Origin of the sequence: Scandinavium sp. (assembly GCF_032012665.1) — a bacterium.
In the GTDB taxonomy this organism is placed as follows: Bacteria; Pseudomonadota; Gammaproteobacteria; order Enterobacterales; family Enterobacteriaceae; genus Scandinavium.
This window is the reverse complement of sequence record NZ_DALZVG010000005.1, coordinates 47,554-70,051: the sequence shown is the minus strand read 5'-3', so window position 1 is coordinate 70,051 and position 22,498 is coordinate 47,554. Positions and strand designations below refer to the sequence as shown.

At 55.9% G+C, this 22,498-nt stretch carries 22 protein-coding genes and 1 pseudogene; 7 read left to right on the top strand and 16 right to left on the bottom strand.

The annotated features are described in order from the left end of the window. The first annotated feature begins 2 nt into the window (after positions 1–2). The 3 genes from RTU33_RS06355 to RTU33_RS06345 are packed head-to-tail and all read left to right on the top strand — an operon-like array spanning position 3 to position 2,120. Positions 3–497 (top strand): PTS sugar transporter subunit IIB, encoded by a 495-nt coding sequence (locus RTU33_RS06355; protein WP_312626070.1) that lies wholly within the window; start codon positions 3–5, stop codon positions 495–497. Between the two features lie 10 nt (positions 498–507). Further along, positions 508–1,305 (top strand): PTS sugar transporter subunit IIC, encoded by a 798-nt coding sequence (locus RTU33_RS06350; RefSeq protein ID WP_312626270.1) that lies wholly within the window; start codon positions 508–510, stop codon positions 1,303–1,305. Further along, positions 1,305–2,120 (top strand): PTS system mannose/fructose/sorbose family transporter subunit IID, encoded by an 816-nt coding sequence (locus RTU33_RS06345; protein ID WP_312626068.1) that lies wholly within the window; start codon positions 1,305–1,307, stop codon positions 2,118–2,120. The genes RTU33_RS06350 and RTU33_RS06345 overlap by 1 nt, the downstream gene beginning before the upstream one ends. A gap of 79 nt (positions 2,121–2,199) precedes the next feature. Here RTU33_RS06345 and RTU33_RS06340 read toward each other — a convergent pair whose 3' ends face one another. From RTU33_RS06340 to RTU33_RS06300, 9 genes and pseudogenes are all read right to left on the bottom strand, one after another. After that, the gene (locus RTU33_RS06340; protein ID WP_312626066.1) at positions 2,200–2,982 is read right to left on the bottom strand and encodes a glucose-6-phosphate isomerase family protein; all 783 of its coding nucleotides are present in this window, start codon (positions 2,980–2,982) and stop codon (positions 2,200–2,202) included. Then, positions 2,975–3,538 carry a glucose-6-phosphate isomerase family protein gene (locus RTU33_RS06335; RefSeq protein WP_312626064.1) on the bottom strand — a complete coding sequence of 188 codons (564 nt, stop codon included), beginning with the start codon at positions 3,536–3,538 and terminating at the stop codon, positions 2,975–2,977. Before RTU33_RS06335 ends, RTU33_RS06340 begins: the two co-directional genes overlap by 8 nt. A gap of 103 nt (positions 3,539–3,641) precedes the next feature. Continuing rightward, the gene (rihC, locus tag RTU33_RS06330) at positions 3,642–4,556 is read right to left on the bottom strand and encodes a ribonucleoside hydrolase RihC (RefSeq protein WP_312626062.1); all 915 of its coding nucleotides are present in this window, start codon (positions 4,554–4,556) and stop codon (positions 3,642–3,644) included. A gap of 65 nt (positions 4,557–4,621) precedes the next feature. Beyond that, positions 4,622–5,572 (bottom strand): 4-hydroxy-3-methylbut-2-enyl diphosphate reductase, encoded by a 951-nt coding sequence (gene ispH / locus RTU33_RS06325; protein ID WP_312626060.1) that lies wholly within the window; start codon positions 5,570–5,572, stop codon positions 4,622–4,624. Between the two features lies 1 nt (position 5,573). Next, positions 5,574–6,023, bottom strand: a complete 450-nt coding sequence (fkpB, locus tag RTU33_RS06320) for an FKBP-type peptidyl-prolyl cis-trans isomerase (protein ID WP_312626058.1) — start codon at positions 6,021–6,023, stop codon at positions 5,574–5,576. Positions 6,024–6,137: 114 nt separating this feature from the next. After that, positions 6,138–6,635: a signal peptidase II gene (gene lspA / locus RTU33_RS06315; protein WP_312626056.1), complete on the bottom strand. Its 498-nt coding sequence runs from the start codon at positions 6,633–6,635 to the stop codon at positions 6,138–6,140. Further along, complete coding sequence (gene ileS, locus RTU33_RS06310) at positions 6,635–9,451, bottom strand: isoleucine--tRNA ligase (RefSeq protein ID WP_312626054.1); 2,817 nt, start codon at positions 9,449–9,451, stop codon at positions 6,635–6,637. The genes lspA and ileS overlap by 1 nt, the downstream gene beginning before the upstream one ends. A 32-nt stretch (positions 9,452–9,483) precedes the next feature. Then, the gene (ribF, locus tag RTU33_RS06305) at positions 9,484–10,422 is read right to left on the bottom strand and encodes a bifunctional riboflavin kinase/FAD synthetase (RefSeq protein WP_312584546.1); all 939 of its coding nucleotides are present in this window, start codon (positions 10,420–10,422) and stop codon (positions 9,484–9,486) included. Further along, positions 10,419–10,621 (bottom strand): annotated as a pseudogene (locus tag RTU33_RS06300) (DUF2575 domain-containing protein); the annotation flags it as partial. The gene ribF and the pseudogene RTU33_RS06300, both read right to left, overlap by 4 nt. 118 nt (positions 10,622–10,739) lie before the next feature. Between RTU33_RS06300 and rpsT the strand changes: the two are divergent. After that, positions 10,740–11,003 carry a 30S ribosomal protein S20 gene (rpsT, locus tag RTU33_RS06295; protein WP_312626051.1) on the top strand — a complete coding sequence of 88 codons (264 nt, stop codon included), beginning with the start codon at positions 10,740–10,742 and terminating at the stop codon, positions 11,001–11,003. A gap of 62 nt (positions 11,004–11,065) precedes the next feature. Here rpsT and nhaR read toward each other — a convergent pair whose 3' ends face one another. The 4 genes from nhaR to dnaK all read right to left on the bottom strand — a co-directional run bounded on the left by nhaR (position 11,066) and on the right by dnaK (position 16,515). Beyond that, on the bottom strand, positions 11,066–11,962 hold the full coding sequence (gene nhaR / locus RTU33_RS06290) for a transcriptional activator NhaR (RefSeq protein WP_312626049.1): 897 nt from the start codon (positions 11,960–11,962) through the stop codon (positions 11,066–11,068). Between the two features lie 57 nt (positions 11,963–12,019). Continuing rightward, a complete protein-coding gene (gene nhaA / locus RTU33_RS06285; protein ID WP_312626047.1) occupies positions 12,020–13,198 on the bottom strand; it encodes a Na+/H+ antiporter NhaA in 1,179 nt (392 codons plus the stop codon). Between the two features lie 180 nt (positions 13,199–13,378). Continuing rightward, positions 13,379–14,512 carry a molecular chaperone DnaJ gene (gene dnaJ / locus RTU33_RS06280; protein ID WP_312626045.1) on the bottom strand — a complete coding sequence of 378 codons (1,134 nt, stop codon included), beginning with the start codon at positions 14,510–14,512 and terminating at the stop codon, positions 13,379–13,381. A gap of 86 nt (positions 14,513–14,598) precedes the next feature. Next, on the bottom strand, positions 14,599–16,515 hold the full coding sequence (gene dnaK, locus RTU33_RS06275) for a molecular chaperone DnaK (RefSeq protein WP_312626043.1): 1,917 nt from the start codon (positions 16,513–16,515) through the stop codon (positions 14,599–14,601). A 296-nt stretch (positions 16,516–16,811) separates the two neighbouring features. On the opposite strand from dnaK, the gene satP reads away from it, so the two are divergent. From satP to RTU33_RS06260, 3 genes are all read left to right on the top strand, one after another. Beyond that, the gene (gene satP / locus RTU33_RS06270; protein ID WP_312626041.1) at positions 16,812–17,378 is read left to right on the top strand and encodes an acetate uptake transporter; all 567 of its coding nucleotides are present in this window, start codon (positions 16,812–16,814) and stop codon (positions 17,376–17,378) included. 291 nt (positions 17,379–17,669) lie between these two features. Continuing rightward, on the top strand, positions 17,670–18,584 hold the full coding sequence (locus tag RTU33_RS06265; RefSeq protein ID WP_312626269.1) for an extracellular solute-binding protein: 915 nt from the start codon (positions 17,670–17,672) through the stop codon (positions 18,582–18,584). A gap of 14 nt (positions 18,585–18,598) precedes the next feature. Further along, complete coding sequence (locus RTU33_RS06260) at positions 18,599–19,354, top strand: ABC transporter permease subunit (RefSeq protein WP_312626268.1); 756 nt, start codon at positions 18,599–18,601, stop codon at positions 19,352–19,354. Here the strand turns inward: RTU33_RS06260 and RTU33_RS06255 are convergent. The 3 genes from RTU33_RS06255 to tal all read right to left on the bottom strand — a co-directional run bounded on the left by RTU33_RS06255 (position 19,351) and on the right by tal (position 22,404). Next, positions 19,351–20,640: an MFS transporter gene (locus tag RTU33_RS06255; RefSeq protein ID WP_312626039.1), complete on the bottom strand. Its 1,290-nt coding sequence runs from the start codon at positions 20,638–20,640 to the stop codon at positions 19,351–19,353. The two genes, RTU33_RS06260 and RTU33_RS06255, sit on opposite strands and share 4 nt — an antisense overlap. Positions 20,641–20,752: 112 nt before the next feature. After that, a complete protein-coding gene (gene mog / locus RTU33_RS06250) occupies positions 20,753–21,340 on the bottom strand; it encodes a molybdopterin adenylyltransferase (RefSeq protein ID WP_312626037.1) in 588 nt (195 codons plus the stop codon). 110 nt (positions 21,341–21,450) lie between these two features. Beyond that, positions 21,451–22,404 (bottom strand): transaldolase, encoded by a 954-nt coding sequence (gene tal, locus RTU33_RS06245; RefSeq protein WP_312626035.1) that lies wholly within the window; start codon positions 22,402–22,404, stop codon positions 21,451–21,453. Between the last annotated feature and the right edge of the window lie 94 nt (positions 22,405–22,498).

Below are 22,498 nucleotides of genomic sequence, written 5' to 3'. Positions count from 1 at the left end.
CCATGAGTCTTTCCTTTGTTCGTATCGACGACCGCGTCATTCATGGGCAGCTCGTCACGCGCTGGGCCAAAGAGCTGCCCTGCGACGGTATTGTGGCCATTGATGATGCCGTTGCGGCCGACCCCCTCCTCTCCTCAGTGATGAAAGGGGCCGTTTCCGATACCAAAGTCTGGCTGTTCGATACCGCCACGGCCATCGAAAAGCTGCCGAAGGTGATTGCGAGCGACAAGCGTTACTTCGTGATTGGTAAATCACCCGTCACCCTGCAGCGCATCGAAGAGGCCGGTATCAGCCTTAAAAACAACAACGGTAAAATCAACGTCGGCCCGATGAGCGCCCGTGCCAATACCACCACCATCGGCCCAAATCAGTCGGTGAGCGCTGAGGAAATTGCCGCATTCGAGTGGCTCAGCAACCACGGCCACCACGTTGAGTTTCGCCTGGTGCCGGACGCCAGCTGCTACAGCTGGCAGGATGCCCGGCAGAAGCTGAAATAAGGAGCCGATGATGATATTTGAAGCCACACTGATTGGCCTGCTGTGCTACCTCGGAGCGCTGAGCAGCCCCTGGCTGTTCGGCCTGACCGGCGGCTGGTACCTGATCACCCGTCCGCTGGTATCGGGCATGCTGGTGGGCCTGATCCTTGGCGATCTCAAAACCGGGATCATGATTGGCGTTGCGGTACAGGCGGTCTATATCGCCATGGTCACGCCGGGCGGTTCGATGCCCGCCGACCTCAACTTTGTTGCATACCCGGCGATTGCACTGGGGATCCTGTCAGGTAAAGGGCCGGAAGTCGCGGTCGCGCTGGCGGCCACCATCGGCATTGCCGGAACCATTTTGTTTAACACCATGATGGTGCTGAACTCGTTCTGGAACCACCGGGCCGATAACGCGCTGGAGCGTGGCGACGAGCGAGGGCTTTACCTCAACAGCGCCATCTTCCCACAGGCGACCAACTTTCTTCTGCGCTTTGTCCCCACGTTTATTGCGGTCTACTTCGGTGCCCAGTACATCAGCGGCTTTATGGACAGCCTGCCGAAAGTCGTGATTTCGACAATGGGCGTGCTCGGCGGCATTCTGCCCGCCGTCGGCATCGCTATCCTGCTGAAGCAAATCATTAAAAACTACACCATGCTGATCTACTTCCTCGTTGGCTTCATTTGCATTGTTTTCCTGAAGCTGAACATGGTGGCGCTGGTGATCGTTGGTGCGCTGTTGGCGCTTATCCATTACAACTACAAGCCGGAAGCGCCGCAGCCCGCTGCGACCAGAACGGCTGCGGACGATGAGGATGAATTCTGATGGAAGAACGTAAGCTGAACCGGGCCGATCTGCGTCGCTGCTGGCGGGCGTGGATGATGCACAACCTGTCGTCAATGAGCTTCGAGCGTCTGGAATCTTTTGGCTTCTGCCTGAGCATGCTGCCGGTAGCACGTAAGCTCTATCCGGACGCCACGCAGCGCACTGAAATGCTGCGCCGTCACGCCTCTTTCTACAACACCGAACCGCAAATCGGCGCGATCGTGAACGGCATGGCGCTGGGGCTCGAGGAGAAAAAAGCCAACGGTGAGCCCATCGACGGAGAGATGATCAACACCCTTAAGGTGGGGCTGATGGGGCCGATCGCGGGGATCGGCGACTCGATGATCCCCGGAATGCTGATCCCCATTCTGCTGAGCATTGGCATGGCGCTGGCAGCCGGGGGCAATATTCTTGGCCCTCTGTTTTACACCGTAGCGTGGCTGGCCATTATCTTACCCGGCTCGTGGTTCCTGTTTTTAAAAGGCTACCAGATGGGCTCGGGCTCGGTGGAAATGCTGGTCAGCAGTAAGTCTGCCCGCCTGCGCGAGGCACTGTCTCTGCTCGGCGTGTTCGTGATGGGCGGTGTGGCGGCAAGCTACGTTAAGCTCGGAACGGGACTTGAGTTCATCACCAAAGACGGCGTCAATATCCATGTGCAGCAGATGCTCGACGGCATTTTCCCGCAGCTGTTACCGCTGGTTGTCGTGCTGGGTACCTGGTATCTGATGGCGAAGCGTGGTGTATCGCCGGTAAAAGCGATGCTCCTGCTGCTGGTACTGGCGGCGATAGGTGTGGCTACAGGCGTGTTTGCCTGAGGTATTGCCCGGCAGCGTTGCATTTGCCGGGCCTGCAATATTCCGTAGGCCGGGTAAGCGTCGCGCCACCCGGCAATAATCATGGATGGAAGTTGTGCCACAGCGCAGCGGTTTTGTCCGGACGAGAGATAAACTGGAAACGCGCCGGATCGTCAATAAACTGCTGATAAATTGGCGCTTCAGTGATACCAAACTCATGGTACTGACGAGGCGTTATCGCCTGCAAACGCCCCGGCATATAGTGCGTATTATGCTGCCAGATAACCTGGTTATCCTGTAACAGCGGATACCATGCCAATCCTTTGTGCGCCCGCACTGCCTCATATTCAAAACCGTATTCCCTGTCGCACCACGCCCCAAACGTCAGCGGCTGCGACGGATCGGCAGAGATCGTAGCGTGCCCCCAGCCTGGCGGGACCAGCACTTTTTCGCCAGGTCCGGCAATCACCGCAAAGCAGCGACCGGGATCGTCTGCCACGCATTCCTGCATGTAGATAATCGCCTTGCCCTGCCAGATCTCATACAGCTCCGGCGGCGACCAGCCGCTATGCTCGCTGATGCGATGAACATGCCCCTGGCTACGGATCGGCTCATCCCCTAATTTGCCCGCCGCGTAGGTCACGACCCCAAACAGCAACATCCTTTTTTTAAGCTCATCTCTGTCCTGCAGCCGGGCCACGTCCATGGCTATGGCGTAAACATCTTCCGGCCCGCCACATTCTGGATCGCGAAGGGAAGCGCGAATTTGATCGAGGTGGCGAATTTCAGGCATGGGACCCGTTACGTCTTCGCCGTAGGTGAAGCCTAATGGATCGCGATGGGCGACCATCGCCAGCCCGTAAGGCAAAACGGTCTCAGCCATTCTGCACCTCTTTCGCCATCAGCTGCAGGTTAGCCGTGGTGATCCTTCTGGCAAATCCTCCCGCCAGGGATGCGTAATCATGCCCGGCGGTCGTTGGCCAGACGGCCAGCGCCGAGAGGATTTCGCTACCTGAATTAACCAAACGATGCGCAGTAAAGCCTGCGATGATATGCACGGATCCCGCCGTCACCTTTTCGAGGCGCGTCTTGCCCTGTTCGTCCTGTAGTAGCAGAAAACCTTCGCCGCGCAGACCAAAGTAAACTTCGCCCTGCTCGCGGCGCGCGTGGAAATGCCCGCGGGTCATGAAAAGTTCATCGCCCACGCGCCCGGGATTCAGATGCGTAACGCCGGCATACAGCTCGCCCGCTCCGGACGGAGAATCAAACATTTCTACGGTGTAAACGGGTAGAAGCGGGTCGCTCTGACGCCAGGCTTCATCGTCAGCAAAGACGCCAGCCAGATCGCCAAGATGTGTCGTTTTACGAATCAGCGGTTCGCCATGCAGCGCACCGGTTGCCCAGTCCACGTGACGTGGTGGGTTGTGAATTGGTTTCATGTCTATCTCCGGCCCGAGGAGAACAACACGACAAGTTTAGCAGGTTAATCGATTAAACCCGTATGATTTGCCCCGCGTTTGCAGGGCTTGTCACATTTCATTTTCAGGGAGCGAGGGCAATGACCTCCGCGACCCAGCGCCGGAAACCGTCGACGTCCAGATCCAGCGCAACCTGCGCATTTGCCGGACGCTCATAGCGGTTTTCGATATCCACAACCGTGGTGCCAGCGGTCCAGGTTCCCTGCGTTTCTACCGCCACAAAGCAAGGTTTCAACGTGAACAGCTCCGGACGCACCAGCCAGGCGATAGCACACAGGTCGTGCATCCGCAGACCACTGGTCATGCTGCCGCTGCGATAGTGGCTGAACAGCGAGTGCAGCATTTTTCCGGTTTTGTTCAGGCCTGGCAGCTGTGCGAGATATTCCGGTGTCAGCATCGCTTGATTGGTGACGTCGAGACCGCACATTACGATCTCAATCCCGCTACGGAATACACGTTCCGCGGCCTCCGGATCGATGGCGATATTAAATTCGGCATTTGGCGTGAAGTTACCGCGACCCGCCGATCCGCCCATGATCACCAGGCGGCGGATGTTGAATGTGCATTCCGGATAGTGGGTCAACAAGAGCGCTATATTCGTCAACGGGCCAATCGCCACGAGCGTCATCGGCTCCGGGGCGCTCATTAATGCATCACGAAGAGCGATAAAGGCCGGCTTCGCCAGCGGCTGGCGCTGGTGTTCGACAAAATCATACCCTTCCATGCCGGATTCGCCGTGAACGTAGGCAGCATCGCGTAGCGGACGCAGCAGCGGCGTGGCGGCGCCTTGCGCCACCGGCACGTCGGCCTGCCAGAAATGCAGCAGCTGCAGCGCGTTGCGGGTGGTTTTCTCCACGGAGACGTTACCGGCTACGGTGGTAAGCAGCTGAAGGTTGAGCTCAGGGGCAAACAGCGCCGCCGCGATGGCAGCTGCATCATCAATGCCAGGATCGGTGTCGAGAATGAAAGATAAGGGCATGATTCCTCCATAAAAAAAGCCAGGTGTTTAGCCTGGCATTTTTTCATATCGTCGGGGGAAAAAACTTATTCCACTTCGCGAATGTCGAGACGCAGCTCTTTCGGCACTTCGAAAACGATGTTCTCTTCGCGGCCTTCCAGCGGCACCGCTTCACCGCCCCCAAGCTCCTGCAGGCGGGCAATGACGTTCTGCACCAGAATATCCGGCGCGGAAGCTCCGGCGGTCACGCCGACACAGCTCGCGGTTTTCACCCACTCTTCCTGGATATCGGTGGAATCATCAATCAGGAACGCGGATTTACCCATACGCTGCGCCAGCTCCGCCAGGCGGTTGGAGTTGGAGGAGTTTTTCGAGCCAACGACCAGCACAACGTCTGCACGCTGGGCTAAATCACGCACGGCTTCCTGACGGTTGGTGGTGGCGTAACAAATATCGTCTTTACGCGGCCCGACAATTTTCGGAAAACGGCTGCGCAGCGCGTCAATCACGTCTGAGGTATCGTCGACGGAAAGTGTGGTCTGGGTCATAAACGACAGGCGAGCTTCGTTTTTCACGCTCAGCTTCCAGACATCTTCAGGCGACTCGACCAGATACATACCGCCCGCCGGGTTGCTGTACTGCCCCATGGTGCCTTCCACTTCAGGGTGCCCGGCGTGGCCAATCAGAATCGATTCTTCGCCGCGACGGCTGGCGCGCGCCACTTCCATATGCACTTTCGTGACCAGCGGACAGGTGGCGTCAAACACCGTCAGGTCGCGGTTTTTGGCTTCGTTACGAACTGCCTGAGAAACGCCGTGCGCGGAAAAAATCAGGATGGTGCCGTCCGGCACTTCGCTGATTTGCTCAATGAAAATCGCACCGCGCTGGCGCAGGCTGTCTACCACGTAGCGGTTGTGCACCACTTCGTGACGAACGTAAATCGGCGCGCCAAAGATCTCCAGCGCGTTTTCAACAATGCTGATAGCGCGGTCTACGCCAGCGCAGAAGCCGCGCGGGTTGGCCAACAGGATCTGCATCTTATGCCTCCAGTGCCGGGTCTATCTCCAGCACTTCAATATCAAAATGAACGGTACGCCCCGCCAGCGGGTGGTTGAAATCGACGGTGATAGAATCGCCGTTAATTTCGCGAATAACCCCCGGCATTTCGCTGCCATCCATTGCGGTAAAGAGCATGATTGCGCCGATTTCCGGCTCGCCCGCATCCATAAACTCACGGCGTGAAAAATACTGAATCAGGTCCGGGCTCGGCACGCCGAAAGCCGCGTCAGGCTCCAGCGAGAAAGTGGTTTTGTCGCCCTCTTTCAGGCCCAGCAGATGCTGCTCAAGCCCTTCGGACAGTGACGCATCGCCAAGACGGAACAGCGCTGGCTTGCCGTTGTTGCGGGTGGATTCAGCGGTGGAGCCATCGTCGAGTTTTAGCGTGAAGTGCACCAGCACCGCGCTGTTGCTCTGTACAGATTTAGACATGCAGGTTTGCTCTAAAGTTTAGGCTGTTTGCCCGGCGGCGCTAACGCTTACCGGGCCTACAAGGAGCGCAGTACATTTGTAGGCCGGATAAGCGCCAGCGCCATCCGGCCATGCTTATGCGACTTTTTTCTCTTTAGAAGGCAGGAAGCCTTCCAGCACGATCAACGCGGCACCGATACAGATGGCGGAATCCGCAAGGTTGAAGGTGGCAAAGTGCCAGTCGCCGACGTAGAAGTCGATCATATCGACCACGAAGCCGTGCCACAGGCGGTCAAACAGGTTACCCAGCGCGCCGCCAATGATCAGCGCATACGCAATGTTGTTCAGCTTCTGCGAGGCTTTCGAGCGGTACATCAGCACCGCCAGAATCACGCAGATGCCGATGGCTATTCCGGCAAAGAACCAGCGCTGCCAGCCGCCGCTGTCGGCGAGGAAGCTAAACGCCGCGCCATAGTTACGCGCATAGTGCAGATTCAGCGACGGGAACAGCGACACCGTATCCCCCAGCGCGAAATGCTGGAGGATCAGATACTTGCTGCCCAGATCGATAATCAGCACGACCACCACCAGCCACAGCCAGCGCAGACCGCTTTTACAGATTGATTGGCTCATCAGGCAAACTTACGTTTTTCACCGTCACCGGCGACATTGCTGACACAGCGGCCGCAGATTTCTGCGTGTTCCGCCACCTGACCGACATCGGAGGTGTAATGCCAGCAGCGCGGGCATTTCTCACCTTCGGCTTTCTGCAACGCCACCTTCAGGCCTTTCAGCAGTTCGCTTGGCTGCGCGTCGGCGGTTGCTGCAGCATAATCCGCAACCGAGGCCCCGGAGGTCAACAGGACAAATCGCAATTCATCGTCCAGCGCGGTCAGCTTGGCCGCCAACTCAGGTTCAGCGTACAGGGTAACTGCCGCCTCCAGTGAGCCGCCAACTTTCTTATCAGCACGCGCCTGCTCGATGACTTTGTTCACTTCGCCTCGCACCTTCAGCAGCTCGTCCCAGAAGGCATCGTTCATCGCTTCGGTTTCACCCAGGCCAAACAGTCCGGTGTACCACTCGCCGGTGAAGACATACTTCTCACGGTCGCCTGGCAGGTAGCCCCAGATTTCATCCGCAGTGAAGGACATGATCGGTGCCATCCAGCGAACCAGCGCTTCCGCAATGTGATACAGCGCGGTCTGGCAGCTGCGACGGGCAACGCTGTCGGCCTTAGCGGTGTACTGACGGTCCTTGATGATGTCGAGGTAGAACGAGCCCATTTCAATGGAGCAGAAGCGCATCAGGCGCTGCACCACTTCGTGGAAGTCGTAAGACTCATAGGCCTTCAGGATGTCTTCCTGCGCGGCCTGAGCACAGCCCACCGCCCAGCGATCCAGCACGACCATCTCTTCCGGTTTCACCATGTCTTTTGCCGGATCGAAACCGTTAAGGTTCGCCAGCAGGAAGCGAGCGGTGTTACGGATACGGCGATAGCTGTCGGCAGCACGCTTAAGGATCTCATCGGAGACGGCCATTTCGCCGGTGTAGTCGGTCGATGCCACCCACAGACGCAGAATGTCGGCACCCAGCTTGTTCATCACGTCCTGCGGACTAACGGTGTTGCCGATGGACTTGGACATTTTGCGACCCTGACCATCAACGGTGAAGCCGTGGGTCAGTACCTGACGATAAGGCGCTTTGCCTTTCATCGCCGTGGAGATCATCAGGGAGGACATGAACCAGCCGCGATGCTGATCGGAACCTTCCAGATACATATCCGCAGCGTGACCGGCGAACTCAGGTCGCACGTCAACAACAGAGGAGTGAGTCGAGCCGGAATCGAACCAGACGTCGAGGGTATCCGGCACTTTTTCATAGGTGTCAGCGTCGTCACCCATGATGTCGCGCGGATCGAGATCCCACCACGCCTGAATGCCGTCCTGCTCAACGCGCTTCGCCACTTCTTCCATCAGCTCCAGAGTGCGCGGATGCAGCTCCTGGGTCTCTTTGTGAACGAACAGCGACATTGGCACGCCCCACGTACGCTGACGGGAGATACACCAGTCAGGACGGTTTGCGACCATGGATTCAATACGCGCCTGGCCCCAGTCCGGGATCCACTGCACGCCTTTGATCTCGCTCAGCGACTGCTCACGCAGGCCTTTCTGATCCATGCTGATAAACCACTGCGGCGTGGCGCGGAAGATAATAGGCGTTTTGTGACGCCAGCAGCATGGATAGCTATGTACCAGCTTCTCAACGTGCAGCAGCGCGCCGCTTTCACGCAGCATGTTGACGATGACGTCGTTCGCCTTGAAGACGTTAACGCCGTCCAGAGACGGATAAGTGCCTGCCACATACGCGCCGTCCGGGCCAACCGGGTTAGCGATTTCCAGGCCGTATTTCTGGCTGATGGTGTAGTCGTCAGGACCGTGACCACCGGCGGTGTGCACCGCACCTGTACCCGCGTCGAGCGTAACGTGATCGCCAAGGATTGCCGGAACGTCGAAATCGAGGAATGGATGCTTAAAGCGCATCAGCTCCAGCTCGGAGCCTTTAACGGTGCCCAGCACGCTGTAATCAGCGATGCCTGCGCGTTTGGTGACGCTTTCCACCAGATCTTTCGCCAGGATCAGCGCCTGACCCTCGACCTGTACCAGCGCATACTCAAATTCTGGCGACAGGGAGATAGCGCGGTTAGCCGGCAGCGTCCACGGAGTGGTCGTCCAGATAACCAGCGATACCGGGCCGTTAACGGAAGTCACGCCAAATTTGGCTTTTACCGCATCCTGATCGACAGCGTGGAAAACCACGTCGATAGACGGAGAGGTTTTGTCGTAATACTCAACTTCCGCTTCCGCCAGCGCAGAACGGCAGTCAACGCACCAGTGCACCGGCTTCGCGCCTTTGTGCAGGTGACCGTTGCCGATGATTTTACCCAGCGCGCGGATGATGTTGGCTTCGGTGTTGAAGTCCATGGTCAGGTAAGGACGAGACCAGTCGCCAAGCACGCCAAGACGGATAAAGTCTTCGCGCTGCCCGTTAACCTGGGTAGCGGCATATTCACGGCATTTTGCGCGGAACTCTGCGGCGGTGAATTTCTCGCCCGGCTTGCCAAACTCCTGCTCAACCTTCAGCTCGATCGGCAGACCGTGGCAGTCCCAGCCAGGCACGTACGGCGAGTCAAAGCCCGTCAGGCCTTTGGACTTAACGATAATGTCTTTCAGAATCTTGTTTACGGAGTGACCAATATGAATGCTGCCATTCGCATAAGGAGGGCCATCATGCAGAATGAAGGTTTTTTTGCCTTTTTTCGCCGCACGGATGATGCCGTAAAGGTCATCATCGGTCCAACGCGCCAGCATTCCCGGTTCACGCTTGGCGAGGTCGCCACGCATCGGGAACCCTGTTTCCGGCAAATTCAGGGTTGATTTATAGTCACTCATCAGATTCTCGTTTCCGTATTTTTACGTTGGCATTACGCCGGGTTTGATAGCCCGAATAACTCGCGAGCCGTTAATTCATCACGCGCAATTTGCGCTTTCAATTCGTCCAGCGACGCGAATCGCTGTTCGTTGCGTATTTTTTTACGCAGTATGACATCGATATGGCGACCGTAGAGGTCCATTACAACGTCTAACAGATGTACTTCCAGCTGCTGGCGCACGCCCGCAACCGTCGGACGGGTACCAATATTGGCAACGCCTGGCAACAGTTTATCGCCAAGGCCCGCCACTTCCACCGCGTAGACCCCTTTCACCGGGGAAACCTGGCGACGCAGCGGCAGATTCGCCGTCGGAAAACCAATGGTGCGCCCAAGTTCATCTCCGTGAACCACTCGCCCGGCAATGCTGAAAGGGTGGCCCAACAGCGTTTCGGCGAGTTCAAGATCGTCTTCCGCCAGCGCCTGGCGCACGGCGGTGCTGCTGATGCGCAGCCCACCTTCACAGAAGGTTTGGGTGCTGGTGACGTCAAAGCCAAACTCATCACCGGCTTTCTGTAATAGCAAGAAATCCCCTTCGCGACCAGCGCCGAAGCGGAAATCATCGCCAACCGCCAGATACTGAACGCCGAGGCGTTTTACCAGCAGCTCGCTGATAAACTCTTGCGCCGTCAGCGCAGCAAAGCGGCGGTCAAAGCGCACGCAGAGCACGTAGTCCACGCCGCTTTCAGCAAGGTATCGCACTTTATCACGCAGTCGCGTCAGGCGAGCGGGCGCTTTATCGACGGCGAAAAGCTCAAGCGGCTGGGGTTCAAAAATCATCACCACTACAGGCAGCCCGCGCTCACGTCCTTCCGCAAGCAACCGCTGTAACAATGCCTGATGCCCACGATGCACACCGTCGAAATTGCCAATGGTCAGCACGCACCCATGCGGTGCCTGCCCCAGATTGTGTATGCCGCGTATCAGCTTCATGTCTGGCTCAAAACAGTGAAAATCGTCAAAGTATACCTTGTACGGCTGACGACGTTAACCGCCGATTGCACCTGAGGACGGAAAGATGCAAGGATTTCATTCACCTTGGCCAAAACCCGCCGTTCCTGACGATTTTTATCATGGAAAGGCTGTATTCGAGGGACGCAAGCTGGTAGAATCCTGCGCCATCACTACGTAACCAAGCGTTGTCACACTAACGGCGCTTATTTGCACAAATCCATTGACAAAAGAAGGCTAAGAGGGCATATTCCTCGGCCTTTGAATTGTCCATATAGATCATATTTGGGAGTTGGACCTTGGCTAATATCAAATCAGCTAAGAAGCGCGCCGTTCAGTCTGAAAAGGCCCGCAAGCACAACGCTAGCCGTCGTTCTATGATGCGTACTTTCATCAAGAAAGTATACGCAGCTGTAGAAGCTGGCGACAAAGCTGCTGCACAGAAAGCATTTAACGAAATGCAACCGATCGTGGACCGTCAGGCTTCTAAAGGTCTGATCCACAAAAACAAAGCTGCGCGTCATAAAGCCAACCTGGCTGCGCAGATCAGCAAACTGGCTTAATCGCCGCTTCGCTGTACTTTGTAGAAAAAACCCGCTTCGGCGGGTTTTTTTATGCCTGAATGTCAGCGCGGGAGCGTAAAGAGCGCCGAGTAATCCCGATTACAGATGCGCTGCACCGCCGGGTGCTGAATCATGCGCTCGGCAAAAATCGCGTGATACTCTTCCATCACGTTTTCCATCCGTCCAATCTCCACAATGTTGTCGTCCGCATATAAATCATGCGCGTAGAGCGTTGGCGCCACAAAAATCGCATTGTGCGCTGCACCGAAGGCTTTCATCAATGCCGCATCGTCAAACTCACCGAGCACTTCCACCTTCAGCCCCTGAGTGTTGATCCAGTTCAGCAGCTTGCGCCCGAGCATTGAGCGTCGGCCTGGAATCAACAGGCGCCGCTCCTCCAGGCAGGCAGGGAATGGTTTTTCAGGCCTCGGATTCATGCACCAGAAGCTAACGCCGCATTCGCCAATCTTCACCGAAAAGAGCCCTTCCTGCTGCGTGGAATCAATGGGGCAGTCAGAGATAATCATGTCGAGCTTGTGCTGGCTAAGCTGCTCCAGCAGCATTTCATGCGTGGATTCAAAGCATCGTAAATGAATTTGTTCATCTTCCACTACCGCTGCGTCCAGCACGCCGCTGACCAGACGCTTTGACAACGCATCCGCTACGCCAACATCGAACAACAGATTCGACTCTTTGCGATAGTTGATGATGTCGAGCATCTCCTGGCTCAGGGTGAACATTTTATCCGCATAGCGAAACACCAGCTCTCCCAGCTCGCTGGGCTCAAGCCCCCTGCCCTTGCGCTTGAACAGTTTTCCCTGCAAACGTTCTTCCAGCGCCTTAATCTGTCCGGTGATAGTCTGCGGCGTCAGATACAGCGCTTCCGCCGCGCCGACCACCGAGCCCTCTGTATAGACATGCCAGAAGTAGTACAGGTGGTTGTAGTTTATGTGCGACATAATTTCGCTCCCTGATGAATGTCAGAACGAGAGCCGCTCAGGGCTCTCTGTAAGATGTCAGACCGGGCTGGTCTGCTCCACTGAGGTACGCATCCGCAGCAAGGTATATCCAATCACCGCAGACAGTACCGACCCCGTAAGGATCCCCATCTTAGCCCAGTTGATAAGCGCCGGGTCAACGCTGCCGAACGCCAGCGAGGCAATGAAAATCGACATGGTAAAGCCAATTCCGCACAGCACCCCCACCGCCATAATTTGCTTGCAGGTTGTGCCCACCGGCAGCGTGGCCCATTTCAGCTTCAGGGCAAGCCAGCAGAACAGGCTAATCCCCAGCGGTTTACCGATAAACAGCCCCGCGACAATCCCCAGCGGCAGCATCGACGTCAGCCCTTCCATCGTCACGCCCTGCAGCGATACGCCCGCATTGGCAAATGCAAACAGCGGCAGGATCAGGAACGCTACCCACGGATGCAGCACGTGCTCAAGCTGGGCGGCAGGCGATTTGCCATTCTGCTCTTTCAACGGAATGAAGAAGCCTACAATCACTCCGGCAAGCGTGGCATGCACGCCGGACTTCAGCACCGCCGTCCACAAAATCACACCAACCATAATGTAGATCCCGGTCCGCCGCACGCCAGTCAGATTCAGGACAGCCAGCACGGCAATGGCCGCAGCTGCGACGGCTAAAGAAAGCACGGAGAGATCGCTGGTGTAGAACAGCGCGATAATCACAATCGCCCCGAGATCGTCGATGATCGCCAGCGCCATCAGGAAAATTTTCAACGACGTCGGCACGCGACTGCCCAACAGGGCCAACACGCCGAGAGCGAAGGCAATGTCCGTCGCCGCAGGAATTGCCCAGCCGCCGCGCGCAACCGGATCCTGGTAATTAAACGCCAGATAGATCAGCGCAGGGACAATCATGCCGCCGAGCGCCGCGATAACCGGGAAAATCGCCTGGTGGCGACTGGCCAGGGAACCAACGACCAGCTCACGCTTCACTTCGAGGCCAATCAGCAGGAAAAACACCGCCATGAGCGCATCGTTGATCCACAGCAGCATGTTCTTGTTAATTTCAAGCGCCCCCACGCGCAGATGCACCGGGGTGTCCAGAAATGAGTGATAAAGTCCGCTGGTGGCCCCCATGTTCGCCAGCAGCATTGCCAGCGCGGCGGCAATAATCAGAATGATGCCTCCGGAAGCATCACCGCTAAAGAAGCGCTGTAAATGTTTCACTTTTACTCTCTCTTATTCATTAATACATCGATAAAACCATAATAACGGCAACAAAGATTCGTTAAAAACAGATTATCACTGCATTTTAGCTCGCTTTTATCGAGCAATAAAAGACAGGCATAAAAAAGCCCGGACCATACATACGACCGGGCTGTTTAGCGTAAAGCGATCTCAGACGAGTTAACGGGTTAAATCATCGAAGAATTTCTTCACACCGTCGAAAAAGCTTTTGGAACGCGGGCTGTTTTTCTCGCCCGTTGGGCCACCAAAGCTTTCCTGCAAATCTTTCAGCAGCTGTTTTTGCTTATCGTTGAGGCTGACCGGCGTCTCGACAACGACACGGCACAGCAGGTCGCCCTGTGCGCCACCGCGAACGGATTTAACACCCTTACCGCGCATGCGGAACAGCTTGCCGGTTTGCGTTTCACCCGGCACTTTCAGGTTTACACGACCGTCCAGCGTCGGGACTTCGATTTCGCCACCGAGTGCAGCCATTGCAAAGTTAATCGGCACTTCGCAGTACAGGTTATTGCCTTCGCGCTCAAAGATTGGGTGCTGTTTCACCTGCACCTGAACGTACAGATCGCCTGCTGGCGCACCGTGTTCACCTGCTTCGCCTTCGCCTGCCAGGCGAATACGGTCACCGGTATCAACGCCTGCCGGGATCTTCACAGACAGGGTTTTGTTCTTCTCGACGCGACCATGACCGTGGCATTTGTGGCACGGATCTTTAATCAGCGTGCCGCGACCCTGACAGTGTGGACAGGTCTGCTGCACGGCAAAAAAGCCCTGGCGCATCTGCACCTGACCCTGACCGTGACAGGTCGGACAGGTCTGTGGTTTGCTGCCCGCTTTCGCACCGCTGCCGTGGCACACGTCGCACTCTTCCAGCGTCGGGATGCGGATTTCTTTGGTCACGCCGCGAACGGCTTCTTCCAGCGTCAGATCCATGTTGTAGCGCAGATCCGCGCCGCGTGAAGCACGCTGACGACCACGCCCGCCGCCGAAGATATCGCCGAACACATCACCAAAGATGTCACTGAAATCAGCGCCGCCGCCAAATCCGCCGCCGCCGCCCATGCCTCCTTGCTCAAAGGCCGCATGGCCGTACTGATCGTAGGCCGCACGCTTCTGCGCATCGGTCAGGACCTCGTAGGCTTCTTTGATCTCTTTAAATTTGGCTTCGGCTTCTTTGTCTCCCTGGTTACGGTCCGGGTGAAACTTCATCGCCAGGCGCTTGTAAGCCTTTTTGATTTCACGCTCTTCCGCTGATTTGGAAACGCCCAAAATCTCGTAATAGTCTTTCTTCGCCATGTTTCTTTATCTGCCCTTAACATACGAGCACGGGCGTGGAGTAAACTCCGACGCCCGTGCCAGTTAATTACCCTGCATCAGGGCGATTATTTTTTATCTTTCACTTCTTCGAACTCAGCGTCGACAACGTCGTCGTCTTTCGCGTTGTTCGCAGAAGCGTCAGCAGAACCCGCCTGCTGCTGTGCATGCTGCTGCTGAGCAATTTCCATCAGCTTCTGAGAAGCCTGGGCCAGCGCCTGCATTTTCGCTTCGATATCGGCTTTGTCTTCACCTTTCAGAGAAGTTTCCAGCTCGGTCAGCGCAGACTCAATAGCGGTTTTGTCTTCAGCCGGCAGCTGTTCGCCTGCTTCTTCAACCTGCTTACGGGTGCTGTGCAGCAGATGGTCGCCCTGGTTGCGGGTCTGAACCAGCTCTTCGAACTTGCGGTCAGACTCGGCGTTAGCTTCTGCTTCACGAACCATTTTCTGAATTTCTTCTTCATTCAGACCGGAAGACGCTTTGATGGTGATCTTCTGCTCTTTTCCGCTGTTTTTGTCCTTCGCAGAAACGTGCAGGATACCGTCAGCATCGATATCGAAAGTCACTTCGATCTGCGGCATGCCGCGCGGTGCCGGGCTGATACCATCCAGGTTGAACTGACCCAGAGATTTGTTATCGCCGGAACGTTTACGCTCACCCTGCAGCACGTGGATGGTTACCGCAGACTGGTTGTCTTCAGCGGTAGAGAACACCTGGCTGTGCTTGGTCGGGATAGTGGTGTTTTTGTTGATAAGCGCTGTCATCACGCCGCCCATGGTTTCGATACCCAGCGACAGCGGGGTAACGTCCAGCAGCAGAACGTCTTTCACATCACCGGTCAGCACGCCGCCCTGAACCGCTGCACCGATCGCAACAGCTTCGTCCGGGTTCACGTCTTTACGTGGCTCTTTACCGAAGAACTCAGCCACTTTCTTCTGCACCATTGGCATACGAGTCTGACCACCGACCAGGATAACGTCCTGGATATCGGAAACGGACAGGCCAGCATCCTGCAGAGCAACCTTCAGCGGCTCGATGGAACGGTTCACCAGATCTTCGACCAGGCTTTCCAGCTTCGCGCGAGTCACTTTGATGTTCATGTGTTTTGGACCAGTCGCGTCTGCGGTGATGTACGGCAGGTTAACGTCGGTCTGCTGAGCGGAAGAAAGCTCGATTTTCGCTTTTTCAGCCGCTTCTTTCAGGCGCTGCATGGCCAGCGGATCGTTACGCAGGTCGATGCCCTGATCTTTCTTAAATTCTTCAACGAGGTAGTTGATCAGGCGGCTGTCAAAGTCTTCACCACCGAGGTGAGTATCACCGTTGGTTGCCAGAACTTCGAAGGTTTTCTCGCCGTCAACTTCGTCGATTTCGATGATAGAGATATCGAAAGTACCGCCGCCCAGGTCGTATACCGCGATGGTGCGGTTGCCGACTTCTTTATCCAGGCCATAAGCCAGTGCGGCTGCGGTAGGTTCGTTAATGATACGTTTGACTTCCAGACCGGCGATACGGCCTGCGTCTTTGGTTGCCTGACGCTGAGCATCGTTGAAGTAAGCCGGTACGGTGATAACAGCTTCAGTCACTGGCTCGCCCAGATAATCTTCAGCGGTTTTCTTCATTTTCTTCAGCACTTCAGCAGAAATCTGCGGCGGTGCAATTTTGGTGCCTTTTACGTCCAGCCATGCGTCGCCATTGTCGGCTGCCACGATTTTGTACGGCATGATAGCTTCATCACGCTGCACTTCTTCGTCCTGGAAGCGACGGCCAATCAGGCGTTTGATTGCAAACAGGGTGTTTTGCGGGTTTGTCACGGCCTGACGTTTAGCCGGCTGACCAACCAGAGTTTCACCGTCCTGGGTATAAGCAATAATAGAAGGCGTGGTGCGATCGCCCTCGGCGTTCTCCAGCACACGTGCAGTAGTGCCATCCATAATCGCTACACAAGAGTTGGTAGTACCCAGGTCGATACCAATAATTTTACCCATCTAAACGTCTCCACTAAAAATTCGATCAACATGTGGTTGTGAACCTGTAATAAGGGCGAAATGTGCTGTTTCAAGCGCCCCGCTACGTTTTTTTTCAGGCTCACCACTGCGGTTGCATACAAGATGGGGTCGTTAGATGGGGCATCAAGGGGGAGAGCGAAAAAATTTTTTAAAATCACCCTGCTCAGATCATAGACGGCAGGCACGGCTCTGATTATTATGCCGCGCCCCGCTGCCTGAGGATTGGCGCGAGGTTTTTACTTTTTCCCCTTTATTAATGAATTTTTTGAGGAAATATGGGCAACACTAAGTTGGCTAACCCGGCACCGCTGGGACTGATGGGCTTCGGCATGACCACCATTCTGCTGAACCTGACAAACAGCGGTCTTTTCCCGTTTGATACCGCCATTCTGGCGATGGGTATTTTTTACGGTGGACTGGCGCAGATTTTTGCAGGCCTGCTGGAATACAAAAAAGGCAACACCTTCGGTCTGACCGCCTTTACCTCTTACGGTTCTTTCTGGCTGACCCTGGTCGCAATTCTGATCATGCCTAAAATGGGCCTGGCAGAAGCGTCTAACCCGCACTTCCTGGGCATGTACCTGGGCCTGTGGGGCGTGTTCACGCTGTTCATGTTCTTCGGTACCCTGACTGGCCCGCGCATGCTGCAGTTCGTGTTCCTGAGTCTGACCGTACTGTTTGCCCTGCTGGCGATTGGCCACCTGGCGGATAACGAAAGCATCGTTCACATTGCAGGCTGGATTGGTCTGGTTTGCGGCGCAAGCGCTATCTGGCTGGCGATGGGTGAAGTACTGAACGAGCAGTTTGGCCGCACCATCCTGCCGATTGGTGCAAAAGACTGATCGCCCCTCGACGTGCCTGCTCCCACAGGTGCGTCTCTCTATTCTGTAATTTGTCGCCAATAAAGATACATTGTAGAGGCTGGTCTTTTGGACGATAGGCAGCCTGGCACGCGCCTTATCCTGGGCATTTCCCTTCGCACTAACCAATAAGCCGGGAACCTCTCCGGCTTATTGCGTTTTATCAACCTAATCTCAACGATGCCCTTTCAGACATTGTCATCGCCGCCTCTTTCCAGGACACTCGTTATACAAAATAATATATAACGAGATAATTTTATGGCTAATGGAAAAATGAAATACACCCTGGCGGCGGTTGCGCTGCTGCAAATATCGTCCGTGGCGCTGGCGAAAGATATTCGCGTAACTTACGCCGGTTCAATGGGTAAGGTAATGGATCAGGGGTTAGGTCCGGCATTTGCCAAAGTGGATAACGGCGAGTACCAGGGTCAGGGACAAGGTGCCTATGGCATGGCACGCCTGCTGGCCAGCCACAAGATTGAGGCTGACGTGTTCGTCTCCATTACCCCGGGGCCGATGCAAATCCTCAAAGATGCGGGGCTCATCGATGATGCCGTCCCGGTCGCCAGCACCAGCATGGTGATAGCCTACAGCCCTAAGGGCAAACATGCCGCTCAGTTTGAACAAACCAGCCAGAAGAAAGACGGTTCATGGCTGAACCTGCTGGCGCAGAAAGATGTCTCCTTTGGCCGTACTGATCCTTACGTTGATCCTAAAGGGCAGAATATTGTCTTCAGCCTGATGCTGGCCGAGAAATACTACAAGATGCCTGGCATCGCCGATAAGATTTTAGGTTCGCTGCAAAACCCGGAACAGACACACCAGGAAAGCGGCCTGCTGGCGCGCCTTGAGAGTGGTCAGGTGGATGCCGCAGCTGGCTACGAGAGCGAAGTGCGCTCGGCTCATTTGCCTTATATTGCCCTGCCGGACGAGATCAACCTGAGCAACCCGGCGATGGCGAAACAGTGGTATGACACCGTCAGTTTCACTATCAAGGACGGCAAAGGTCAGGATCAAGTGCTCCACACCCAGCCAATGGTGTTCTACGCAGCGGTACTGAAAAATGCACCAAATGGTGTGGCACAGGGTCAGAAATTCGTGACATTTATGAAGAGTGCAGAAGGTCATAAACTGTTCAAAGAGTTTGGTTACGCTGAACCGAAAGGAGGTAGCGTATACGCGCGCTAAGACGTCCGGGCTGGATTGCGGGCTGGCTTTCGCTGCCCGCCATTCTGCTGCTGAGTATTCCCTTTATTACGCTGGTTAGCGTCACGCCCTGGCGCCATTTGCAGCTAGCCTGGCGGGACGACAACGCCATCGCGATTTCAATGGGGCTGGGGTTACTGGCGCTGGGGATCATTATCCTGATCGGCGTCCCGGTGGCGTGGTGGTTGTCGCAAGCCAGCGGACGTAAACGGATAATCGGCGAACTGCTGGTGATGATCCCACTTCTGACGCCGCCGCTGGCAATGGGGATTTTGCTGGTCTCGGCGTTCGGGCCCTACGGCGTTTTTGGTCGGTGGCTTTCAGTGCTTGGCGCAACGCTCGTCAACAACCCGGCCGCGTTTGTGCTGGCGCAGGTTTATGGTGCCCTGCCTTACTTTATCGTCGTGGCGCGATCCGCCTTTGCTACGGTACCGAAAAGCATTCTTGAAGCGGGGCAAACGCTGGGCGCATCAGGCTGGAATCGTTTTCGCTTTTTGACGCTACCGCTGGCATTACCCGGGCTGGCCTCCGCCGTAACGCTCGCCTGGGTCCGCGCGGTGGGGGAATTTGGCATAGTGATGATCTTTGCTTATTTCCCGCAGGGTATTCCGGTGAAGCTCTATACCAATCTGCAAAACGACGGCGTGGATGCGGTCTATACCCTGCTGTGGATGCTACTTATCGTGACGCTTCCCCTGCCGATGGTCTGCTTCGTACTGGGCAAACGGGCGGCAAGGGAGCAACGTCGCTAGCGAGCCAGCAACCTGACCTCTACCGGTTTCTGGCGTAGCCAGAAGCCTAACACCAACCCCACCAGCGACAACGCCAGCACGTACCAGGCAGGTGCCATCGGCGAGACGCCCATCAACAGCGTGACCGCAATAGGCGTCAGCCCGCCAAAAATCGCGTAGGAAACGTTGTATGAAAACGAGATTCCGGTAAACCGCACTTCTGCCGGAAACGATCTGACCATCACATACGGCACCGCTCCCACCACGCCGACGCACAGCCCCACTAAGCCGTACAGCATAAAAAGATGGGCAGAAGAGAGACCTGCCAGATGATAGAACGCCCAGCTCGAGGCCGCGAGCAGCAGGCTGCCAATAATAAAGGTACGGCTCGCACCGAATTTATCGACCGCCAGCCCCGCCAGCAAACAGCCCACACACAGCATAATGGTCGCAAGACTGTTGGCCTGAAGCGTCAGCGCAGGCGCAAAACCGTAATGCTTTTGCAGCCACACCGGCGACATCAAAATCACCACCACAATCCCCGCCGACAGCAGCCAGGTCAGCAGCATCGACACGACCACCGCCTTCTGATGCTTCACGACTACCGATTTCACGGGCAGCTCCTGCGCCAGCTGCTTGCGCTGCTGCATCTCAAGAAAGATCGGCGTCTCCTGCAGCCAGCGGCGCAGATACATCGCCACCAGGCCGAAAGCGCCGCCGAGCAGGAAAGGAATTCGCCAGCCGCCGTCATGAATAGCTTGCTGAGTCAGGCTGGTATTGATAAGCGTTGCCACGACAGATCCCAGCAAAATGCCTACCGTTAAACCAGCCGTCAGCGTGCCGCAGGCAATGCCAATACGCTGTGTGGGCACGTGCTCGGCCACAAACACCCATGCTCCAGGCACTTCACCGCCGATAGCGGCCCCCTGGAGCACGCGCATCAACAGTAAAAGCAGAGGTGCTACGATGCCCACCGAAGTGTAGGTTGGCAGCAAGCCAATCAGCAGCGTTGGCACCGCCATCAGCAGAATGCTCAGGGTGAACATTTTCTTGCGACCAACCAGATCGCCGAAGTGCGCCATGATGATGCCACCCAGCGGACGAGCCAGGTAGCCAGCTGCGAAGATGCCGAAGGTCTGCACCTGGCGTAGCCATTCCGGAATATCGGCCGGGAAGAAAAGCTCGCCGACGACCGCAGCAAAGAAAACGAAGATGATGAAATCATAAAACTCCAGCGCGCCGCCGAGGGCGGCCAGCGTCAGGGTTTTATAATCCTGTCGGTTAAGAGGTCTTGCAGAAGAGGACATAGCGGGCCATTTGTTTTAATTGATTTACAGTTTTCGTAAAGAAAAAATTACTACAGCGTAAATCATCGGTCAATCCGTGGCCCACAAAGGTTATGTTATAAATACACTATCTTCAGGAGATTGTTTCACGGCGGGCGCTTTTAGGGCGGAATGCCGCAACCACCTGCTCGTCTGTCTCCACGTACGGCCCCTCAAGAAGTTGTACACAATACGGTACACTTGCAAAAATGCCGTGCACCAGCACCTTGCCGTTTTCATCCTTCACGCCCTCGAGCGTTTCCTGAATGGATTTTGGCTGGCCCGGCAGATTGAGGATTAAAGCCTGTTTACGAATCACACCCACCTGGCGGGACAGGATCGCCGTCGGTACAAAGTGCAGGCTAATCTGGCGCATCTGCTCACCGAAGCCCGGCATTTCACGATCGGCAATCGCAAGCGTGGCGTCTGGCGTCACGTCGCGGCGCGCAGGCCCGGTGCCACCGGTGGTCAGCACCAGATGGCAGCTCATTTCGTCCACCAGCTCACACAGCGTCTGCTCAATGATCGCCTGCTCATCCGGGATCAGCCGCGTCTGCAATTCGAAGGGTGAAGTCAGTGCGCGAGCAAGCCAGGCTTCCAGCGCAGGGATGCCTTTATCCTGGTAAACGCCGCTTGAGGCGCGATCGGAAATGGAAACAAGGCCAATGCGAAGAGTATTCATATCAATTCCGTTAAAAAAAGGCGGTTAAGCGGAATGATACACGCAGAAAGGAAAGGGAGACAAACGAAGGCGGGAATAGGTGGCCGGGAGCCCGGCCACGCGGAAAATGATTACAGCAGGTCGCCGATCATTTTTTCCAGTTTTTCCTGGTCGATAGCAAACTTACGGATACCTTCCGCCAGTTTGTCTACCGCCATTGGATCCTGGTTGTGCTGCCACAGGAACTGAGATTCAGTAATGCGTTCCGGACGCGCTTTCACTTCACCGGTGTAAACCAGTTTACGCTCGATGGCACCGTCAGCTTCGGCCAGCTCTTTCAGCAACGCAGGCGCGATGGTCAGACGATCGCAGCCAGCCAGTTCCAGGATCTCGCCAACGTTACGGAAGCTTGCGCCCATCACGACGGTTTCATAGCCGTGCTGTTTGTAGTAGCTGTAGATTTCAGATACGGATACCACGCCAGGATCTTCTGCCGGAGCATACTCTTTCTTATCCGTGTTGGCTTTGTACCAGTCGAGGATACGGCCCACAAACGGGGAGATCAGGAACACGCCCGCTTCTGCGCAAGCACGAGCCTGAGCGAAGGAGAACAGCAGGGTCAGGTTACAGTTGATGCCTTCTTTTTCCAGCTGCTCGGCGGCGCGGATGCCCTGCCAGGTGGAAGCCAGCTTGATCAGAATACGGTCGTTGCTGATGCCCGCATCGTTGTACAGCTTGATCAGGTGTTTTGCTTTGGCGATAGAGCCTTCGGTGTCGTAGGAGAGACGCGCGTCAACTTCAGTAGAGATACGGCCAGGGATCAGCTTGAGGATCTCCAGACCGATGTTCACGGCCAGCTTGTCGGTCGCGTCAACAATCTGCTGCTCGCGGTTGCTGCTCTGATCTTTCGCCCAGGCAATCGCTTCATCAATCAGCTTGCGGTATTCCGGGATCTGAGCCGCGCCCAGAATCAGAGAAGGGTTGGTTGTCGCATCCTGAGGCTGATACAGCTTCATTGCCGCGATGTCTCCGGTGTCAGCCACTACGGTTGTGTACTGACGCAGGGAGGTCAATTTATCCGTCATGATAGTGTTTCTCTTTAAACAGCTGTTAGGGGGATGTAACCGGTCTGCTCACGATGATATCACGCCCCGGTGTCAGCGCAACCGCGGACGGAAC